The organism is Aeromonas sp. 600527 (assembly GCF_049175415.1).
GTDB lineage: Bacteria > Pseudomonadota > Gammaproteobacteria > Enterobacterales > Aeromonadaceae > Aeromonas > Aeromonas veronii_A.
Window position 1 is genome coordinate 24,059 of the sequence record NZ_JAAKVA010000009.1, and the last position, 18,777, is coordinate 42,835.

The following is an 18,777-nucleotide window of genomic DNA, read 5'->3' on the forward strand; positions in this document are numbered from 1 at the left end:
CTGGCGGGGCCTTTTGCATGGACAATCGGCAGATTACTCGTCCTTCTTGTCTCGCGACAGCAGGGCGATGGCCGCCTCTTTCGGGTTCTTACCCTCGTAGAGCACCTTGAAGATCTGCTCGCAGATGGGCATCTCGACGCCGCAGCGGGCCGCCAGCAGATGCACCTCTTTGGTGTTGCGATACCCCTCCACCACCTGACCGATCTCGGTCATGGCGGTGTTCACATCCTTGCCTGCCCCGAGGGCCAGCCCGAAGCGACGGTTGCGCGACTGGTTGTCGGTACAGGTGAGCACCAGATCCCCGAGCCCCGCCATCCCCATAAAGGTTTTGGCATCGGCACCCAGCGCCGCGCCCAGACGCTGCATCTCCACCAGACCCCGGGTGATGAGCGCGGTTCTGGCATTGGCACCAAACCCTAGCCCATCGGAAAGACCGGCACCGATGGCGATGACGTTCTTCACCGCCCCGCCCAGCTGCAGACCGACGAAGTCCGGATTGGTATAGACCCGGAACGAGCGGCCACAGTGCAGCAGATGGGAGAGATCGTCGGCGAACTCATCGTGAGTCGAGGCGACCGAGATGGCGGTCGGCAGACCGGCAGCCAGCTCCTTGGCGAAGGTGGGACCGGAGATCACCGCCAGCGGTATCTCGTCACCCAGCACTTCACGGGCCACGTCCTGCAGCAGACGGCCACTGTCCGGCTCCAGACCCTTGGTGGCCCAGGCGATACGGGTATCGGGGCGCAGGAAGGGTTTGATCCGGGTCAGCACATCACCAAAGACATGGCTTGGCACGACCAGCAGCAGCACGGGAGCAGCTTGTACCGCACGTTGCAGATCCGCAGTCAGCTGCAGATCGGCAGGAAAAGGGACATCAGGCAAAAACGCCTTGTTGCAGCGGTCTTGTTCCAGCTCGGCGACATGGGCGGGGTCGTGACCCCACAGCAGGGTCGGATGACCGTTGCGCGCCAGAGAAATGGCAAGGGCGGAGCCATAAGACCCCGCCCCCAAGACCGAGATAGCGATCTGGTCAGCCATTATCAGGCTTCCGCAGTCGCCTGCTGGGCCTGTGCTTGCGCCATGTGCTGGGCAAACAGGGCATCGAAGTTGACCGGTGCCAGGTTCAGCTGCGGGAAGGACCCCTTGCTCACCATGTTGGCCACGGCTTCGCGGGCATACGGGAACAGGATGTTCGGGCAGAAGGCAGCCAGGCAGTGAGCCAGTTGCGGCTCCGGCAGGTTGCCGATGGTGAAGATACCGGCTTGCTGTACTTCGCACAGGAAGGCAGTTTCGGTTTCCAGTTTGCAAGTCACGGTCAGGGTCAGGACAACCTCGTACACGCTCTCAGCTAGGATGTTGGTCTTGGTATCCATATCCAGCTTGACGTCCGGCTGCCACTCTTTCTGGAAGATGTGCGGGGTGTTCGGCGCTTCGAAAGAGACATCCTTGGTGTAAACACGCTGGATGTGGAATTCCGGTTGTACTTCCTGGTTGTTGATCTCGTCAGCCATTTCGTTTGATTCCTTGTTATATGGATAAGTGGGCTCAGGCCCTGCTTAAATCAGCGTTTCTTGGTTACCGGCAGATTTTCTGCACGCCATTGGGCCATGCCACCGCCGAGCACATAAACCTGCTTGAAGCCAGCTTTGCTCAGCTGACGGCCCGCGCCGCCCGCAGTCATTCCCGACTCGCACACCACTATGATGGGGGCATCTTTATGCTTTTCAACCGGGCCCAGATTATTGCTCTGGATCTGGGTCAGCGGCAGGTGCTGGGCACCGGCCAGATGGCCCTTGGCGTACTCTTCCTGACTGCGAATATCCACCACGGTGGCATTCTCGCGGTTGATCAGCAGGGTGGCGGTGTGATTGTTGACGGTTTTTACCGGAGAAAAACGGGCACGCACAGTGGTGTAAACCAGGGTGCCAGCCAGGCCCAACCAGGCTGCGGTCAGCAGCGGGTTACGGGCCGCAAAATCCAAATACTCTTGCATCTTCTACTATCCAGGGACCAAGACAAGGGCCCGAGTATACATGGGGGTATTGATAAGATCAGCCATCTTGGCGGCAAAGCGCGAGCAGGCTCCCATCATCTTTGGGCAGCGAGCATGGCAGGAAGGGCATGGCTTGCGGGGCCGCGGGAGCGCCCCTTGGCTATCAGGTGACTATTTCGGCAGATGTAGTAATATTACGCTAGTTTCATTTCCCGCATTTTTTCCAATCCGAGAGGACATAGTCTTATGTCAACAGCTAAGAAACCTTTGGTTCTGGTCATCATGGACGGTTGGGGCTACAGCACCAAGCAAGAGCACAACGCCGTCGCTGCCGCCAAGACTCCCAACCTCGATCGTCTGGCCCGTGACTACACCAGCACCCTGATCTCCGGCTCCGGCCTGGACGTCGGTCTGCCGGATGGCCAGATGGGCAACTCCGAAGTGGGTCACGTCAACATCGGTGCCGGTCGCATCGTCTATCAGGAGCTGACCCGCATCTCCAAAGACATCCAGGACGGCGAATTCTTCCAGAACGTCGAGCTGGCCAAGGCAGTTGACGCTGCCGTCACCAACGGCAAAGCCGTTCACATCATGGGCCTGATGTCCCCAGGTGGCGTACACAGCCACGAAGAGCACATCATGGGCATGATCGAAATGGCGGCCAAGCGTGGCGCCGAGAAGATCTACCTGCACGCCTTCCTGGATGGCCGTGACGTTCCGCCGCGCTCCGCCCAGTCCTCCATCGAGCTGTTCGACGCCCTCTTCGCCAAGCTGGGCAAGGGTCGTTTCGCCTCCATGATCGGTCGTTACTTCGCCATGGACCGTGACAACCGCTGGGATCGCGTGCAGCAGGCCTATGACCTGATGACTCAGGGCAAGGGCGAATTCACCGCCGAGAGCGCCACCGACGCACTGGCTGCCGCCTATGCCCGCGACGAGAACGACGAGTTCGTCAAAGCCACCCGCATCGGCGAAGCTGCACCGATGGAAGATGGTGATGCACTGATTTTCATGAACTTCCGTGCCGACCGTGCCCGTGAAATCACCCGCGCCTTCGTTGACACCGACTTCACCGGCTTCGCCCGTGCAGTCGAGCCGAAGCTGAACTTCGTGATGCTGACCGAATACGCGGCCGACATCAAAACTGCCTGTGCCTACCCGCCGACCGCTCTGGTCAACACCCTGGGTGAGTGGCTGGCCAAGCAGGGCAAGACCCAGCTGCGCATCTCCGAAACTGAGAAGTACGCTCACGTCACCTTCTTCTTCAACGGTGGCGAAGAGTCCTGCTTCACCGGCGAAGATCGCGAAATCGTCGCCAGCCCGAAAGTGGCTACCTATGACCTGCAGCCGGAGATGAGCTCCGAAGAGCTGACCGACAAGCTGGTTGCTGCCATCAAGAGCGGCAAGTACGACGTCATCATCTGTAACTACCCGAATGGCGACATGGTTGGCCACACCGGTGTGTTCGATGCCGCCGTCAAAGCCTGTGAAGCCGTTGACCACTGCATCGGCCGTGTGACCGACGCCCTAGCCGAAGTGGGTGGCGAGTGCCTGATCACTGCCGACCACGGCAACGCCGAGAAGATGCTGGACGAAGAGACTGGTCAGGCCCACACCGCCCACACCAATCTGCCGGTTCCTCTCATCTATTTCGGTCGCAAAGCCGAGGTAGTTGAAGGTGGCAAACTGTCCGATCTGGCCCCCACCATGCTGACCCTGATGGGTCTGCCGGTGCCGCCGGAAATGACTGGCAAGCCCCTGATGATTCTGAAATAATCCTTCCCCATGCGGGGATGCGAAGTTATTTCACAGAAAACCAGTCGCGTCGGCCTGTTGGCCGGCGCGCTGTTTTTTTGCCTGTTGTTTGGCGCCAGCAAATCGGCTTTGGCCGCCAATCAGCAGCTGGGCACCATGCAGTCCCAGATCAAAGAGCAACAGAAGACCATCAAGCTCAGCAAGCAGGAGCTTGCCAAGCTCAATACCCAGCTCAAGGCTGACGAGCAGGCCATCTCGGCCGCCGCCGCCAAACTCAACCAGACCAAGCAGCAGTTGAAGCAGAACCAGCAGAAGCTGGCGACCCTGCAAAAAGACAAGCTGGCGCTGGAAGCTCAAGCCAAACATCAAAAGCAGTTGCTGGCCAAGCAGGCGGAAAGCGCCTTTCAGGCGGGCAACCACGACTACCTCAAACTGCTGCTAAATCAGCAAGATCCGGCCAAACTGAGCCGCTCGCTCGACTACTACGACTACCTCAACAAGGCCCGCATCGAGGCCATCGACGCCCTGCGCGCCACCCGTGACAAGCTGGCGAAAAACCAGCAAGCAACCAAAGAGACCGAAACCAGACTGCAGACCCTGCTTGCCGAACAGCAGGAGCATCACCAGGCCCTGCTGGCCAGCCAGCAGAGCCGGGCCAAGGTGCGCAACCAGTTGCAGCAGTCGGTACAGGATGACGAGCAGAAGCTCTCCAAGCTGGTCAAGGCGGAGAAGGCGCTGAAAGCGCGGCTGGAGGAGCTGCGCCGCCAGCGGGAAGAGCAGGAGCGCCGCGAACGGGCCGAACGGGAACGGCTGGCCAAGCTGAAAGCGGAACAGGAACGTCAGCGCAAGCTGGCCGAGCAGCGCCGCGCCGAGCAACAACGACTTGCCGCCCAGCAGAACAAAACCGTCAAACCGGCAGAACCGGTCGAAGAGATGTCCAGTACCAAACCGGAGCGAGGCTCTGGGATTGGGACCGCAGGTTACTACAGCGGGCTCAAGACCAATGGCAGCCTGCGCTGGCCGGTACAGGGGCCGATCCTCATCGCCTACGGCTCGCCGCGCACCGCCCAGCTCAAGTGGAAAGGAACCCTGATCGGCGCCAGCGAAGGAACCCAGGTAAAGGCGGTCGCACCGGGACAAGTGGTTTACGCCGACTGGCTCGACGGCTTCGGTATGCTGCTGGTAATCGATCACGGTAAGGGCTACATGAGCCTCTACGGTCACAATCAGTCGCTGCTGCGTCAGGTTGGCCAGAATGTGGAACAGGGTGAACCAGTGGCACTGGTCGGTGACAGTGGTGGCCAGGACAGACCGGGCCTCTACTTCGAAATTCGCTATCAGGGCGAGGCCATCAACCCGACCAAATGGCTGGCCAAGGGTTGAGTCAACCCGGCCGACAAACGCATCACACGCTCACTAGCAAAAGCCTGCATCACGCAGGCTTTTGTCGTTTCAGGAGTACAGCAACCCGCTGTCACTCCCATTTGATGAAAAATTACCTATTTTTTTGCTCGACTCAGGGGAAGACAACCAGACCTATCTGCTCCAGCAATGTCTGCTGCTGATCCTCGTTGATCTGTACTCCCTGCAGATCGACCCGGCGCAGATCCAGCCCTGGCAGATCGCACTGGCGCAGATCGCAGCCCTGCAGCTTGAAGCTGGTCCAGTCAATCTGGCCAAACTCGGAGCCGCTGAGATCGGAACCCGCCAGCGAGGCACCAAACAGGTTGGCCCCCTGCCAACGGTTGCCGGTCAGCTCGCACTTCTCCAGCAGGCAGCCCTCGAAGCTGGCATAGCTGAAGTTGTTGCCGGTCAGATGGGCCTCGCAGAAGTAGCTTTTGGCGGTGATCTGGTTGGCGAAGCTGGCATGGCTGAAGTTAATACCGACCGCCTGACAGTCGCGCATCTCCAACCCCAGACACTGGCTGCGGCTGCAATCGGCCATGGTGAGATCGCAGCGTAGAAAGCTGGCCTCGCGCAGATCGCAACCCTGCAACAGGCAGCCCCGTTCGCTCTCCCGATCGTAGAAGCTGCAGTCGATGAAGCGGCTATCGCTCAGATCCAGCCAGGAGAAGTTGCAGCCGATAAAGCGGCACTCCGAGAACTGCTCCCCCTCCACATCCTGTTGCTCGAACCGGACATCCACAAACTGCTTGCCTCTGATCATCGGAAAACTCCTGCCAAAACGGCTTCATATGCTGACTTTATCCGCCAAAAACGGTAATGTTACATGTAACATCCACGCTGGACACCCCTATGAGCCCCACCCGCAAGCGCCGCCCCACCCTGCAAGATATCGCCGACCAGACCGGCGTGACCAAGATGACTGTCAGCCGCTATCTGCGCGACCCGCAGACCGTGGCGGAGGGGACCCGCGAGCGGATCGCAGCTGTAGTGGAAGAGCTGGGTTATATCCCCAATCGGGCGCCGGATATTCTCTCCAACGCGACCAGCAAGGCGATCGGCATCCTGATCCCCTCACTTTCCAACCAAGTATTCTCGGCGGTGATCCACGGCATCGAGTCGGTGACCCGACCGGCCGGCTACCAGACCCTGCTGGCCCACTACGGCTACAGTCCGGAGCGGGAGGAGGAGCAGGTCGCGTCCCTACTCTCCTACCATGTGGATGGCCTCATCCTCTCCGACAGCCAGCACACAGAGCGCACTCGCAAGATGATCGCCACCGCCGGCATTCCGGTGGTGGAGACCATGGATCTGCCGCAAACCCCCATCGATATGGTGGTCGGCATGGACCATAGAGCCGCGGCCCGGGCCATGGTAACAGAGATGCTGCGCCGGGGCCGACGCAAGGTGGTCTATCTGGGGGCGCGGCTCGACGTGCGCACCCAGCTGCGGATGGAGGGTTACTATCAGGCGATGACCGACTTCGGCCTCACCGGCCAGCATCTGCTGACCGAACAATCCTCCAGCTTCACTCTGGGGGGCGAGCTGCTGGATCAGGCGCTGGTACGCTATCCCGACCTCGACGGCCTGTTCTGCACCAACGATGACCTGGCGGTGGGTGCTCTGCTGCAGTGTCAGGCCAAGTGGATCCCGGTGCCCCAGCAGATCGCCATCGCCGGTTGCAACGCTCTCGACATCGGCCACGCCATGACCCCCAAACTGGCCAGTATCGCCACCCCGCGGGAAGCGATCGGTCGGGAGGCGGCCACCATGCTGCTGGCTCGTCTCAGCGGCCAATCCCAACCCGACACCCGCAAGGATATCGGCTTCTCCCTCTATGTCGGGGAGAGTCTGGGGTAATCCCTTCCCTCACCCACTTAAGTCACGCTGATAGCAAACAGGCCACCCGAGGGTGGCCTGTTTGGTTTTCGGCACAACTGATGCTTAGCGTTTTACCAGCTCAACCGCTTCGCGGGAGAGGCGGGTCACCTCTTCCCAGTTGCCGCTCTTGACCGCATCGGCCGGCAGCATCCAGGAGCCGCCGACAGTGGCCACGCATTTGAGCGCCAGATAGTCGGCCACGTTTTTCGGGCCGATACCGCCGGTCGGGCAGAACTTCACCTGGGGCAGCGGCGCGGCAATGGCGGAGAGCGCCTTGGTGCCGCCGTTCGCTTCGGCCGGGAAGAACTTCAGGTGGTCATAGCCCGCTTCCAGCGCCTGCATCACTTCAGACGGAGTTGCCACACCCGGGATCAGCGGCGCGGTGCTCTTGGCCGCGTGAGCCAGCAGGGCCGGCGTCATCCCCGGGGAGATGACGAAGCGGGCACCGGCGGCAACGGCTGCGTCAAACTGCTCGCAGTTGAGCACGGTACCAGCACCGACCATGGCATCCGGCATCGCCTTGGCAATGAGGGCGATGGCATCGAGCGCCACCGGGGTGCGCAGGGTGATTTCGAAGACAGAGATGCCGCCGTCGAGCAGCGCCTTGGCCATCGGCAGGGCTTGATCCAGCTCGTTGATAACCATCACGGGTACCAGCGGGGAGGCGGCAAACACCTCGGCCGGGGTCACTTTCCAGTTCTGCATAGCTCTTCCTTAGTCAAAGATGGTGGCGCCACACTCGGCGCTCGATACCGCGCGACGCATCACGCTGAACAGTTCACGGCCCCACCCCTCTTGTTCCAGAGTGAGGTCAATCTCGGCCTGGGTACGGCCACTCAAATCGGTCAGGCAGTCGAGGCTGCCGTTTACCGCATCAACCCGCAGCAGATCGCCGTCGGCCAGCAGGCCAATGGCCCCGCCGTGCAGCGCTTCCGGGGTGACGTGGATGGCGGCTGGGATCTTGCCGGAGGCACCGGAGAGACGGCCATCGGTGACCAGCGCCACCTTGTAACCCGCCTTCTGCAGGTTGCCGAGCACCGGCATCAGCTTGTGCAGCTCCGGCATACCGTTGGCGGCCGGTCCATTGTGGCGCACCACGATCACGGCATCCTGATTGAGATCGCCCGCCTTGTAGGCCGCTTCCACCGCATGCTGGGAGGAGAAGACCCGCGCTGGGGCTTCAATCACCCGATACTCGGGAGCCACGGCGGAGACCTTGACCACGGCGCGGCCCAGATTGCCCGCCAGCAGCTTGGTGCCGCCGGTGGCCTGGAACACGCTGCCGGAAGGTGAAAGCACGCTCGCATCGCCGCTCTCGCCCACCGGCTGCCATACCAGCTGGCCATCGACCAGTGCCGGACGGCTGAGGTAATCCTGCATCTCGCCAAAGACTGGAGTGGCGTCCATGTGGATCAGCCCCTCTTGCGCCAGACGGCGCATCAGGCCGGGCACGCCGCCTGCTTGTTCGAAGGCGTTCACGTCGGCCGGGCCGTTCGGATACATGCGAACCAGCAGCGGCACCACATCGGAGAGATCGCTGATGTCATCCCAGGTCAGCACCAGACCGGCGGCGCGGGCCAGCGCCACCATGTGGATGCTGTGGTTGGTACTGCCGCCGGAGGCGAGCAGGGCCACCAGTCCGTTGACCAGCGAGCGCTCGTCCAGCACCTCGCTCAGGGGGCGATAGGCCGGGGAACCCGGGATCATGGCGCTGATACGGCGGGCCGCCTCAATGGTCAGGGCATGGCGCAGCTCGCTATGCGGGTGCACAAAGGCGGAGCCCGGCAGCATCAGGCCCATGGCCTCGAATACCAGCTGGTTGGTGTTGGCGGTGCCGTAGAAGGTGCAGGTGCCCGCCGCATGGTAGGCGCCGCACTCCATCTCCAGCAGGGCATCGCGACCCACTTCACCGGCGGCGTACTTCTGACGCACCTTCACCTTCTCGTCGTTGCTGATGCCGCTCGCCATCGGGCCGGCAGGCACAAATGCAGTCGGCAGGTGAGCGTGGGAGAGGGCCCCCATGATCTGGCCCGGAGCGATCTTGTCGCAGATGCCGAGCAGCAGGGTGGCGTCGAAGGTGTTGTGAGAGAGCGACAGCGCGGTCGCCTGGGCGATCAGGTCGCGGGAGAAGAGGGACATGTCCATCCCCGGCTGCCCCTGGGTTACGCCATCGCACATGGCGGGCACGCCGCCGGCGACCTGAGCACTGTGGCCCAGTTCGGCCAGCGCGCCCTTGATGATATCCGGATAGCCCTGATAGGGCTGATGGGCACTCAGCATGTCGTTGTAGGCGGTGACGATACCGACGTTGGCACGGGTCATGTCGAGGATGCGACCCTTCTCGTCACTGCTGCAGGCGGCCACGGCGTGGGCCAGGTTGCCGCAGGCCAGTGCGGCGCGGGTCTTGCCTTGCTCGGCCTGACGCTGGATGCGGGCCATAAAGGCCTGACGGCGGGCGGCACTGCGCTCGCGGATGCGGGCAGTGACGTCGGAAATTACCTTATGAATCATTGGGCTTGCTCCAATGCTGTGACGGCGCGGTCAACCACCTGTTCGAAGGTGCCGTCTATATCAATGTGGAATACACCGGCTTCGCCATCCGGGCGCTCCAGAGTATCGAACTGACTTTGTACCATGCTTTCACGCATGAAGTGGCCCTTGCGGGCACGCATCCGCTCGAGGATCAGCGGCTGGCTGCCATCGAGGAAAATGAAGCTGACCGACTCGTTGCCTTCGCGGATCTGGTCGCGGTACTTCTTTTTGAGGGCGGAACAGACAATGATGCCGGTCTCGTTCTTCTGCTCGAGACTGTAGGCGGCGTCGCGGATCCGCTCCAGCCAGGGGGCACGATCCTCATCGTTGAGGGGGTTGCCGCCAGCCATCTTCTGGATGTTGGCCTTGGGGTGCAGGTCATCACCATCGATAAACTTGGCGCCCAGCGCTTCGGCCACTTTCAGACCCACGCTGGATTTGCCGCTACCACACACACCCATCACGATAATGCACTTACCCGCCATAATTTGACCTCTGTCCCACTTTTCAAAAAACCAGCTGTTGATGGGTTCTAATCTAACACGTTACCGGTAACATGTTACCGGTAACGATTGAAAATGTGAAGTCTGCCACAGACTGAGCAAACCCATAGTCACCTGGGCATATGATGTTGAGCCCTTGCCATAAATCTAAATAAATCATAAAGATATGGTTTGCCGACGGATCGGCAAGGTGTCACGACTGAACTTGGAAAAAGGAACGCATAACAATGTCTGACCTCTCCCTGATCATGACAGCCGCCGGCTCGATTGTGCTGCTGCTCTTCCTGGTGATGAAGGCCCGGCTCCACGCCGTGGTAGCCCTGATCCTGGTCTCCATGGTGGCGGGTCTCGCCGCTGGCATGAACCCGGCCGATATCGCCAACACCATCCAGAAAGGGATGGGTGGCACCCTCGGTTTCGTCGCCGTGGTGGTGGCGCTGGGCGCCATGTTCGGCAAGGTGATGGAAGTGACCGGTGCCCTCGACCGGGTAGCCCACACCCTGCTCGGCAAGTTCGGCGTAAAGCGCGCCAACTGGGCCATGGCACTGACCGGCTTTGTCTGCGCCCTGCCGCTCTTCTTTGACGTGGCCGTGGTGCTGCTGATCGGCGTCGCCTTCGCCATCGTCCGTCGTGGTGGCGGCAGCGTGGTGAAGATTGGTATCGCCCTGCTGGCGGGTATCGCCACTTGCCAGGCCTTCCTTATTCCGGCGCCGGGCCCGATTCTGGTGGCTTCCCAGCTGGGTGCCGACTTCGGCTACATGATCCTGTTCGGCCTGATCGCCGCCGTGCCGGCGCTGATCCTGGCGGGCCCGCTGTTCGGTGACTTCATCAGCAAGATCGTCGATGTGCCGCTGCCTGCCGATGCCCAGAACAGTGTCCACGATGACAGCAAATCCCTGCCTTCCTTCGGGCTGGCCATGGGCCTCATCGGTTTGCCTCTGCTGCTGATCGGCCTCAAGACCATCGTCGGTCGCTTCGTCGAGGCGGGCTCCACCCTGCACAACTGGCTGGAGTTCATCGGTCACCCCTTCACCGCCATCATGGTCGCCTGTCTGGCCGCCTTCTATCTGCTGGGTATTCGCCGCGGCATGTCCCGTGACGAGGTGATGAGCGTCTGCAACAGCGCCATCCAGCCTGCCGGTGTCATCATTCTGGTGACCGGTGCCGGTGGCGTCTTCAAGCAGGTACTGGTTGATTCCGGTGTGGGTGCTGCCCTTGGCAACATGCTGGCCGATTCCGGTCTACCCATAGTCGCGCTGGCCTTCATTCTGGCCGCTGCGGTGCGGGTGATTCAGGGCTCTGCCACCGTCGCCATGCTGACCGCCTGCGGTCTGGTGCTGCCGATGCTGGAGCCGCTCGGCCTGAACGGTGCCCAGCTGGCTGCCGTCACCATCGCCATCGGCGGCGGTGCCATCGTGCTCTCCCACGTCAACGACTCCGGTTTCTGGCTGGCGAACCGCTACCTCGGCCTGACCGAGAAGCAGACCCTGCAGACCTGGACCGTGATGGAAACCATCATCGGCACCACTGGCGGCGTGATGGCGATGATCATCTACAGCTTCCTCTGACAAGGGCTAAATGCTGACAAAAAGGCCTCACTCGTGAGGCCTTTTTCATCTTTCTGATGATTCTTTCTTTGGCTGAGAGGGCGAGATTGCTAGAATCGCCTATTCATCGCTCCGAGTGGAACGCTTAACCCCGTGATTTCAGGTTTATCTATGCATTCATCGGCCCATTATCGACAACTGCTGGCGCGCCTGCCCCAGATCGCCGTCGCAGCGGATCAGTTTGAAGTGCTCTACAGCGCCCAGGATTTCAAACGCCGCATTCTTGCGCTTATCGCCAGTGCCACCCGGCGCATCTATCTGGTCGCGCTCTATCTGCAGGATGACGAAGCAGGCCGGGAGATCCTCTCCGCCCTCTACGCCGCCAAGCAGCGCAATCCGGCCCTCGACATCAAGCTGTTTGTCGACTTCCACCGTGCCCAGCGCGGCCTGATCGGCAAAGGCAAGCAGGGCGGCAACCACCTGATGTATCAGGCCGTGGCTGCCGAACACGAGCACCAGATCGAAATCTACGGCGTGCCGGTCAAAGGGCGCGAGCTGCTCGGCGTGCTGCACCTCAAGGGCTTCATCTTTGATGATGTGGTGCTCTACTCCGGTGCCAGCCTCAACGACATCTACCTGCACCAGCAGGATCGCTACCGCTTCGATCGCTATCACCAGATCACCAGCCCGGAGCTGGCCCGCAGCATGGTCAACTATGTGGATGACCTGTTCGTGAAGAGCGACGCGGTGCAGCGACTGGATCACAGCGATATCCCCAGCGCCAAACAGCTGAAGGGGCCGATCCGCCGCTTCAAGCAGAACCTGCGCCAGAGCCAGTACCGCTTCAGCACCATGCCGGTCAACACTCAGGAAGTGGCTGTCACCCCCATGGTGGGTCTGGGCAAGCGCAACAATCAGCTCAACCTGATGATCCGCAATCTGGTGCGCGCCACCGAGCGGGAGATCTTCATCTGCACCCCTTACTTCAACCCGCCCAAGGAGTTGAGCAAGGATATCGAGGATCTGCTGCAGCGCGGCTGCAAGGTGACCATCGTAGTGGGCGACAAGACCGCCAACGACTTCTTCATTCCGCCGGAAGAGAAGTTCTCCACCATCGGTGGCCTGCCCTATCTCTACGAGACCAACCTGCGCAAGTTTGCCGAGCGCAACCAGCGCCACATCGACGACGGTTGCCTCAACCTGATGCTCTGGTGTTGCGAGCGCAACTCCTACCATCTCAAGGGGATCTTCGTGGATGACGAGTGGGCCCTGCTCACCGGCAACAACCTCAACCCCCGCGCCTGGGCGCTGGATCTGGAGAACGGCCTGCTGGTACACGATCGTCGCCACCTGCTGCGCCCTCAGTTCAACGCGGAGCGGGATAACATCCTGACCAACACCAAGCGGATCAGCCACTTCGATCAGGTGGAACAGATCCAGGACTACCCGGAACAGGTGCGCAAGCTGCTGGGACGGATCCACCGGGTTAAGGCCCACCTGCTGCTCAAGCGCATCATCTGACCCTGGGCGCCATGCGCCCGCACCTTGCCTGTTGGCAGCCACACAAAGGCCTCCCGTTTTCGGCAGGCCTTTGTTATATCTGCCGTTTCCCCCGCCTTGGCGGCCCTGCCAGCAGCAACTCGGCTTGCATCGGCCCCTCAACAACCCCTATCATCTGGACATATTTACAGTGTTTTCGGGCATCTAATTGATGAAATTGGATAAAATTCCTCTCGATAGCCTCAAGGGTGTCGGCAGCAAGATGCTGGAGAAGCTCGAGCGGCTGGGGCTGGCCACGGTACAGGATCTGCTGTTCCACCTTCCCCTGCGCTACGAGGACCGCACCCAGGTGTGGCCCATCGGCGATCTGCCGCCCGGCCTGCACGGCGCCGTCGAGGGCGAAATCCAGGACACTCAGCTGGTGATGGGGCGCCGCCGCATGATGGTCTGTCGCATCAGCGATGGTACCGGCACCCTCACCCTGCGCTTCTTCAACTTCACCGCCGCCCAGAAAAACAGTCTGGCGGCGGGCCGTCTGCTCCGCTGCTTTGGCGAGGTTCGCCCCGGCAAATACGGGCTGGAGATGGCCCATCCCGAGTACAAGCTGCTCGGCGAGGAGCAGGCCGGCCAGACCGAAGAGGCGCTCACCCCCGTCTACCCGACTACCGAAGGGCTGCGCCAGCTCACCCTGCGCAACCTCACCGATCAGGCGCTGGCCCAGCTTGACCTCTATGGCGTGGAGGAGCTGCTGCCCGCCGGCCTCTATCCCCAGCAGATTGAGCTGTCCGCCGCCCTGAAGCTGCTGCACCGCCCGCCCCCCTCAGTGGCACTGCCACTGCTGGAAAGCGGCCAACATCCGGCCCAGCAGCGACTGGTACTGGAGGAGCTACTGGCGCACAACCTCTCGGTCTTGAAGGTGCGTGCTCAGGCACAAACCCAGCTGGCCCGCGCCCTCAAACCGGCGCCCGCGCTGGTTGAACAACTGCTCGGCGCTCTGCCGTTCAAGCCCACCGGCGCCCAGAGCCGGGTGGTGGCCGAGATAAGCAAGGATCTGCAACAGAGCCACCCCATGATGCGGCTGGTACAGGGGGATGTGGGCTCCGGCAAGACCTTGGTCGCGGCGCTGGCCGCCCTGCAGGCAATCGGCAACGGCTGTCAGGTGGGGCTGATGGCGCCGACCGAGCTGCTGGCGGAACAGCACGCCATCAACTTTGCCAAGTGGCTGGAGCCGCTCGGCATCGGAGTCGGCTGGCTGGCGGGCAAACAGAAAGGCAAGGCGCGGGAAGAGTCGCTGGCCGCGATCAAAGATGGCAGCGTCAAGATGGTGGTGGGCACCCACGCCATCTTTCAGGAGCAGGTGGTGTTCCAGCGTCTGGCGCTGGTCATCATCGATGAACAGCACAGATTCGGGGTGCATCAGCGCCTCGCCCTGCGCGAGAAAGGGGAGCGGGAAGGGGTGCATCCCCATCAGCTCATCATGACCGCTACCCCCATCCCCCGCACCCTGGCGATGACCGCCTATGCCGACCTCGACACCTCGGTCATCGACGAACTGCCGCCGGGCCGAACCCCCATCACCACAGTGGCGCTGCCCGACAGCCGTCGCGGCGACGTGATCGAGCGGGTCAAGCTCGCCTGCACCGAGGGCAAGCAGGCCTACTGGGTCTGCACCCTGATCGAGGAGTCGGAGGTGCTGGAGTGTCAGGCTGCCGAGGATACCGCCGCCGAGCTGCAAAACCTGCTGCCCGGCCTGCATATCGGGCTGGTACACGGCCGGATGCGCCCGGTCGAGAAACAGCGGGTGATGGAGGAGTTCAAGGCAGGCATACTGCAACTGCTGGTCGCCACCACCGTCATCGAGGTGGGGGTGGATGTGCCCAACGCCAGCCTGATGATCATCGAGAACCCGGAACGGCTCGGGCTGGCGCAGTTGCACCAGCTGCGCGGCCGGGTTGGCCGGGGTGCGGTGGCCTCTCACTGCGTGCTGCTCTATCATGCCCCCTTGTCCAAGACGGCCCAGAGCCGACTCGGGGTGCTGCGGGAGACCAACGACGGCTTCCTGATCGCCCAGCGCGATCTGGAACTGCGCGGCCCGGGGGAACTGCTCGGCACCCGCCAGACCGGTCTGGCCGACCTCAAGATCGCCGATCTGGTGCGGGATCAGCCGCTTATTCCACAGGTGCAAAAAATGGCGCGCTTCCTTATGGATAGGCATCCGAGCCATGTCGAACCCTTGATACGACGCTGGCTCGGCTTACGGGATCACTATTCCAATGCCTGATCGAGGTAGATGAAGAAGATGGGCACATGTCCTTATGGATAGGCACACAAGCCATGTCGCCCCCTTGATACGGCGTTGGCTCGGTCTGCGAGACCACTACTCAAACGCCTGACAACACACCCCAAAACAGGAGGAAAGCACCCATGAATTCCTGGCTACGCGGCCTGCTCTACACCTTCGCCTTCCTGCTGCTGTTTGTCTGGGTTGCCCTCGGCCTGTTCGACGCCGAGCGCGCCAAAGGCCCCATCGCCAGCTGGATCAGCCAGCAGACCGGCGTGCCGGTCACCATAGGGCGACTGGTGTTCAACCCGCTGCACCCCTACACCCTGCTGGCTGAGCAGGTGCGTTACGGCGATGCGGTCTCCCTCGACAAGATCTATCTGGAGATCGAGAGCATCGACTGGCTGAGCCGCGACGTGCGCATCGCCCATCTCGATCTCATTCGCCCGACCATCAAGCTGCCGCTGCCCAACCAACTGCCTAGCCTGCCGGTGCACTCCCTCACCATCAGCGACAGCACCATAGACAGGCTCAGTCTGGAAAGCCCCGAGCTGACCCTGCGCGGCCTCAATGCCACCCTGAGCGACTGGGAGCTGATCGATCCGAAACGGCAGCCACAGGCCAACCTGAGCCTCAATATCGGCCAGCTGGAGACCCCGCAGTTCACCTTCGCCCGTCTCAACCTGCAAGGACGGCTGGAAGGAGAAGTGCTGCGCAGCGACAAGCTGGTGACCAACCTGTTCGACGGTCTGCTGGAGACCGGCATGGTGCTGGACTGGCCCGCTCGAACCTTGCAACTGCACGATCTCAAGGCGCGCGGCATGCGGGTGGAGCTGGGTGATCTGGCACAGCAAGGCTTCCCGCAGCGCTTCCCGTTGCAAAGCGTGTCGCTGGATCGCGGTCAGTTGGACGGCGTCAGCCTCAACGACATCAATCAGGAGCTCTCCTTCAACAACTTCAGCGGCCAGCTCACCGCCTTCAACTGGCAGGCGGGCAGCCAGCCCACCGGCTATCTGAGCGGCACCCTGGGGGACATGGGTCGTGGCCTGTTCCAGCTGGAGGAGATCAAGGGCAAGCTCGCCTTCTCGCCCCAACAGATCGACGGCGAACTACAGGGCAAGGCCTATGAAGGGGAGTTCAATGTCGAGCTCTCCCTCGATACCCTGCAGCAGAAGCTGACCCTGAAAGACGTGGCGCTGAGCGGCATGGATATCAGCCTGCCGCAAGGGTGGTGGCAGGATTGGCAGAGCTGGCGCCCGCAGCAGGTGGATATCCGCAAGCTGGCGTTCGACAAGCTCAAGGTGCTCTCCTTCGACGATTCCATCCCTCTGTCGCTGACCGGCTGGCAGCTCTATCTGAGCGATCTCGCCCTGCGCAATAACCAGCCCGGCCCGCTGCTCGGCCGTGCCCGTATCGAGAGCAAGTGGTTCGAGCTGGTGTGGGATGGCCTCAGCGCCCGCAACGGTGAACTGGATGGCGAGCTGACCCCCAGCTCGTGGCAGTTGGGCAAACTCACCAGCTCGCTGCCGGATGAGGGCACCTTCAGCCTGAGTGGTCAGTGGGGCCGCGAACCGGGCCAGAGCAGCCGCCTGCAGTTGCAGGCAACCAAGCTGGATCTGCAGCAGTGGGGCAAGATATTCCACTCCCCTGTCTCGTTCGCTGGCAAGGCGGACGTGAGCGCCGATCTGCAAGCCGAACATGGCAAAACGGCAGGCGAGTGGCGCCAAACCCTGCAGGGCAGCTTTGCCCTCGATGCCGACGAGCCGTTCTGGGACAAGGTGAAGATAGATCCGCTGCTGGATGAGTGGTTCAAGGGAGCGACCCCGCCCACCCTGACGCCGGAACAGCTGTGGCAGGCGATGCAGGAGGGTGACACCCCCTTCTACCGCATCAAGCTGCAGGGCAAGATCGACAAGGGGCAACTACAAGTCGAGCAGGCTGGCGCCTCCACCATCACCCATCTACTGGCGCTGCAAGGTGGGATCGATCTGGTCAACGAGCAGTGGCAGCTGGATCTGGGGATCCTCAACGGCAACCGCTGCGCCGAGCTGCTCGGCCAGTGGCGCGGGCCGTTGACGGAACCCACGCTGGCCTGGAGCTTCCCGCAGAAGCAGGACTCTTGCGGCTGGGAAGTGGGAGTACGCTATCCGCCGCAAGGCAACAGCGCCCCGCTCTGGCGACCGGCTCCCGCAACGAAAGCCCAAAACCAGGCCCAAGTGCAGACCCAAGCCGGGCAGACAAGCGACAGCCAACAAGGGTAAAAACAGACAAGGCCTCATGATGAGGCCTTGTTGTTTGATGGGGAAACGACGCGGTTACTGGCCCGGACGGCGGGGCGGCTGCACCACATAGTGACCGCAGAACTCCGCCGCCAGCTTGCTGCCGCTGAACAGCTGGATCTTGAGGCTGAAGGTGGCAGGCTCCCCCCGTTTGAGCGGCTGCAGCACAGCGGGCATCCCCTCGCGGGCTACTCGCGCCTCGGGCTCCTCATCGACCGGGCCATGATATTTGATGGAGCTCTCGGCCAGCACCGGCTCGCCCACCAGCCCCTCCTCTTTAAGCTGCAACCAGATCAACCCCCAGCCTGCCAGCACGCACTGGCTGTAGACACTGCCGGCGAACATGCTGCCATGCACGTTGAAATTGGCCGCCAGATTGGCCTTGAGGTGGAAAGCCTGGCCATCGTAGTGGCTGATGTGCATCCCCATCTTCTCGCTGATGGGTACCCCGCGCGACCAGCGGGTGGTGAGATCCTGACACCACTCCGGCCGGTACTGGATAGTCTGCAACGGGCTCAGGGATTTGATCATCTGGCGATGGGGAATCCGACCAAAGGAGACGGGGCCGCCCCCCACTTCGAGAAAGCCGCACTTGCGATAGAACTCCACCGCCTCCTGACGGGCGTTCATCACCAGCCGTTTCACCTTCTCGCTGCGGGCCAGCTGCTCGAGATCCTCCACCATTTTGGCACCCAGCCCCTGACCGCGATATTCCGGACGCAGCGCCATAAAGCGGATCTGCGCCTCGTCACCGCCGATAAAGAGGCGGCCTACCGCGATGGGAGTGCCATCGGGTGCCAGCATCAACCGGTGAATGGCGACAGTGTCGTATTCGTCCCGCTCGGAACCGACCGGCAGATTGAAGGGCTTACGCAGAAGTTCCCAGCGCAACTGGTAGTAGGCATCCAGCTCGGCTGCCGTTTGAGGAGTGACTACCCGATACATAAAGCGATCCTTGAGTTTGCGCCGACTAGCAGATGGAAGGGCTTACACAGACGTTTCCAGCGCAGCTTGCAGTAAGTACCCAGCTCGGCGACTGTCTGAGGGGTGACTACCCGGTACATAGTTTCATCCTTGAGTTACACTGGTCGGAAACCATCTT

General features: G+C 61.8%; 15 protein-coding genes. 7 read left to right on the forward strand and 8 right to left on the reverse strand.

Going from position 1 to position 18,777, the window contains the following annotated elements; all coding sequences use genetic code 11:
- Positions 1–33: 33 nt before the first annotated feature.
- From gpsA to G5154_RS12610, 3 genes are read right to left on the reverse strand one after another with little or no spacing between them, the layout of a single operon-like run.
- The gene (gene gpsA / locus G5154_RS12600; protein ID WP_005356865.1) at positions 34–1,038 is read right to left on the reverse strand and encodes an NAD(P)H-dependent glycerol-3-phosphate dehydrogenase; all 1,005 of its coding nucleotides are present in this window, start codon (positions 1,036–1,038) and stop codon (positions 34–36) included.
- A gap of 2 nt (positions 1,039–1,040) precedes the next feature.
- Positions 1,041–1,511 (reverse strand): protein-export chaperone SecB, encoded by a 471-nt coding sequence (gene secB, locus G5154_RS12605; RefSeq protein ID WP_042054222.1) that lies wholly within the window; start codon positions 1,509–1,511, stop codon positions 1,041–1,043.
- A 50-nt stretch (positions 1,512–1,561) separates the two neighbouring features.
- Positions 1,562–1,993 carry a rhodanese-like domain-containing protein gene (locus G5154_RS12610; protein WP_139473071.1) on the reverse strand — a complete coding sequence of 144 codons (432 nt, stop codon included), beginning with the start codon at positions 1,991–1,993 and terminating at the stop codon, positions 1,562–1,564.
- A 246-nt stretch (positions 1,994–2,239) separates the two neighbouring features.
- Here G5154_RS12610 and gpmM point away from each other — a divergent pair, with 246 nt between their 5' ends.
- Together gpmM and envC are read left to right on the forward strand one after the other, a co-directional pair.
- On the forward strand, positions 2,240–3,769 hold the full coding sequence (gene gpmM, locus G5154_RS12615) for a 2,3-bisphosphoglycerate-independent phosphoglycerate mutase (protein WP_421251049.1): 1,530 nt from the start codon (positions 2,240–2,242) through the stop codon (positions 3,767–3,769).
- A gap of 9 nt (positions 3,770–3,778) precedes the next feature.
- Positions 3,779–5,131, forward strand: a complete 1,353-nt coding sequence (envC, locus tag G5154_RS12620) for a murein hydrolase activator EnvC (RefSeq protein WP_421251048.1) — start codon at positions 3,779–3,781, stop codon at positions 5,129–5,131.
- 133 nt (positions 5,132–5,264) lie between these two features.
- Here the strand turns inward: envC and G5154_RS12625 are convergent, their stop codons facing one another.
- A complete protein-coding gene (locus G5154_RS12625) occupies positions 5,265–5,915 on the reverse strand; it encodes a Qnr family pentapeptide repeat protein (protein ID WP_005340643.1) in 651 nt (216 codons plus the stop codon).
- A gap of 89 nt (positions 5,916–6,004) precedes the next feature.
- On the opposite strand from G5154_RS12625, the gene G5154_RS12630 reads away from it, so the two are divergent.
- The gene (locus G5154_RS12630) at positions 6,005–7,012 is read left to right on the forward strand and encodes a substrate-binding domain-containing protein (protein WP_043821541.1); all 1,008 of its coding nucleotides are present in this window, start codon (positions 6,005–6,007) and stop codon (positions 7,010–7,012) included.
- A gap of 84 nt (positions 7,013–7,096) precedes the next feature.
- Here G5154_RS12630 and G5154_RS12635 read toward each other — a convergent pair whose 3' ends face one another.
- Genes G5154_RS12635 through G5154_RS12645 form a run of 3 tightly spaced genes read right to left on the reverse strand, consistent with a single transcriptional unit; the run spans position 7,097 to position 10,050 of the window.
- On the reverse strand, positions 7,097–7,738 hold the full coding sequence (locus tag G5154_RS12635; RefSeq protein ID WP_005342660.1) for a bifunctional 4-hydroxy-2-oxoglutarate aldolase/2-dehydro-3-deoxy-phosphogluconate aldolase: 642 nt from the start codon (positions 7,736–7,738) through the stop codon (positions 7,097–7,099).
- A 9-nt stretch (positions 7,739–7,747) separates the two neighbouring features.
- Complete coding sequence (edd, locus tag G5154_RS12640) at positions 7,748–9,544, reverse strand: phosphogluconate dehydratase (RefSeq protein WP_421251047.1); 1,797 nt, start codon at positions 9,542–9,544, stop codon at positions 7,748–7,750.
- Positions 9,541–10,050, reverse strand: coding sequence for a gluconokinase (locus G5154_RS12645; protein ID WP_005340649.1), 510 nt, complete (start codon positions 10,048–10,050; stop codon positions 9,541–9,543). Before G5154_RS12645 ends, edd begins: the two co-directional genes overlap by 4 nt.
- 245 nt (positions 10,051–10,295) lie before the next feature.
- Here G5154_RS12645 and gntU point away from each other — a divergent pair, with 245 nt between their 5' ends.
- The 4 genes from gntU (at position 10,296) to G5154_RS12665 (ending at position 17,657) form a co-directional block, all read left to right on the forward strand.
- A complete protein-coding gene (gntU, locus tag G5154_RS12650) occupies positions 10,296–11,636 on the forward strand; it encodes a gluconate transporter (RefSeq protein ID WP_005355418.1) in 1,341 nt (446 codons plus the stop codon).
- A 150-nt stretch (positions 11,637–11,786) separates the two neighbouring features.
- Positions 11,787–13,136, forward strand: a complete 1,350-nt coding sequence (pssA, locus tag G5154_RS12655) for a CDP-diacylglycerol--serine O-phosphatidyltransferase (RefSeq protein ID WP_421251046.1) — start codon at positions 11,787–11,789, stop codon at positions 13,134–13,136.
- A gap of 190 nt (positions 13,137–13,326) precedes the next feature.
- Positions 13,327–15,396, forward strand: a complete 2,070-nt coding sequence (gene recG, locus G5154_RS12660) for an ATP-dependent DNA helicase RecG (protein WP_421251045.1) — start codon at positions 13,327–13,329, stop codon at positions 15,394–15,396.
- A gap of 143 nt (positions 15,397–15,539) precedes the next feature.
- A complete protein-coding gene (locus G5154_RS12665; protein ID WP_421251044.1) occupies positions 15,540–17,657 on the forward strand; it encodes an AsmA family protein in 2,118 nt (705 codons plus the stop codon).
- 54 nt (positions 17,658–17,711) lie between these two features.
- Here G5154_RS12665 and G5154_RS12670 read toward each other — a convergent pair whose 3' ends face one another.
- A complete protein-coding gene (locus G5154_RS12670; protein WP_421251043.1) occupies positions 17,712–18,620 on the reverse strand; it encodes a YiiD C-terminal domain-containing protein in 909 nt (302 codons plus the stop codon).
- Positions 18,621–18,777 lie beyond the last annotated feature (157 nt).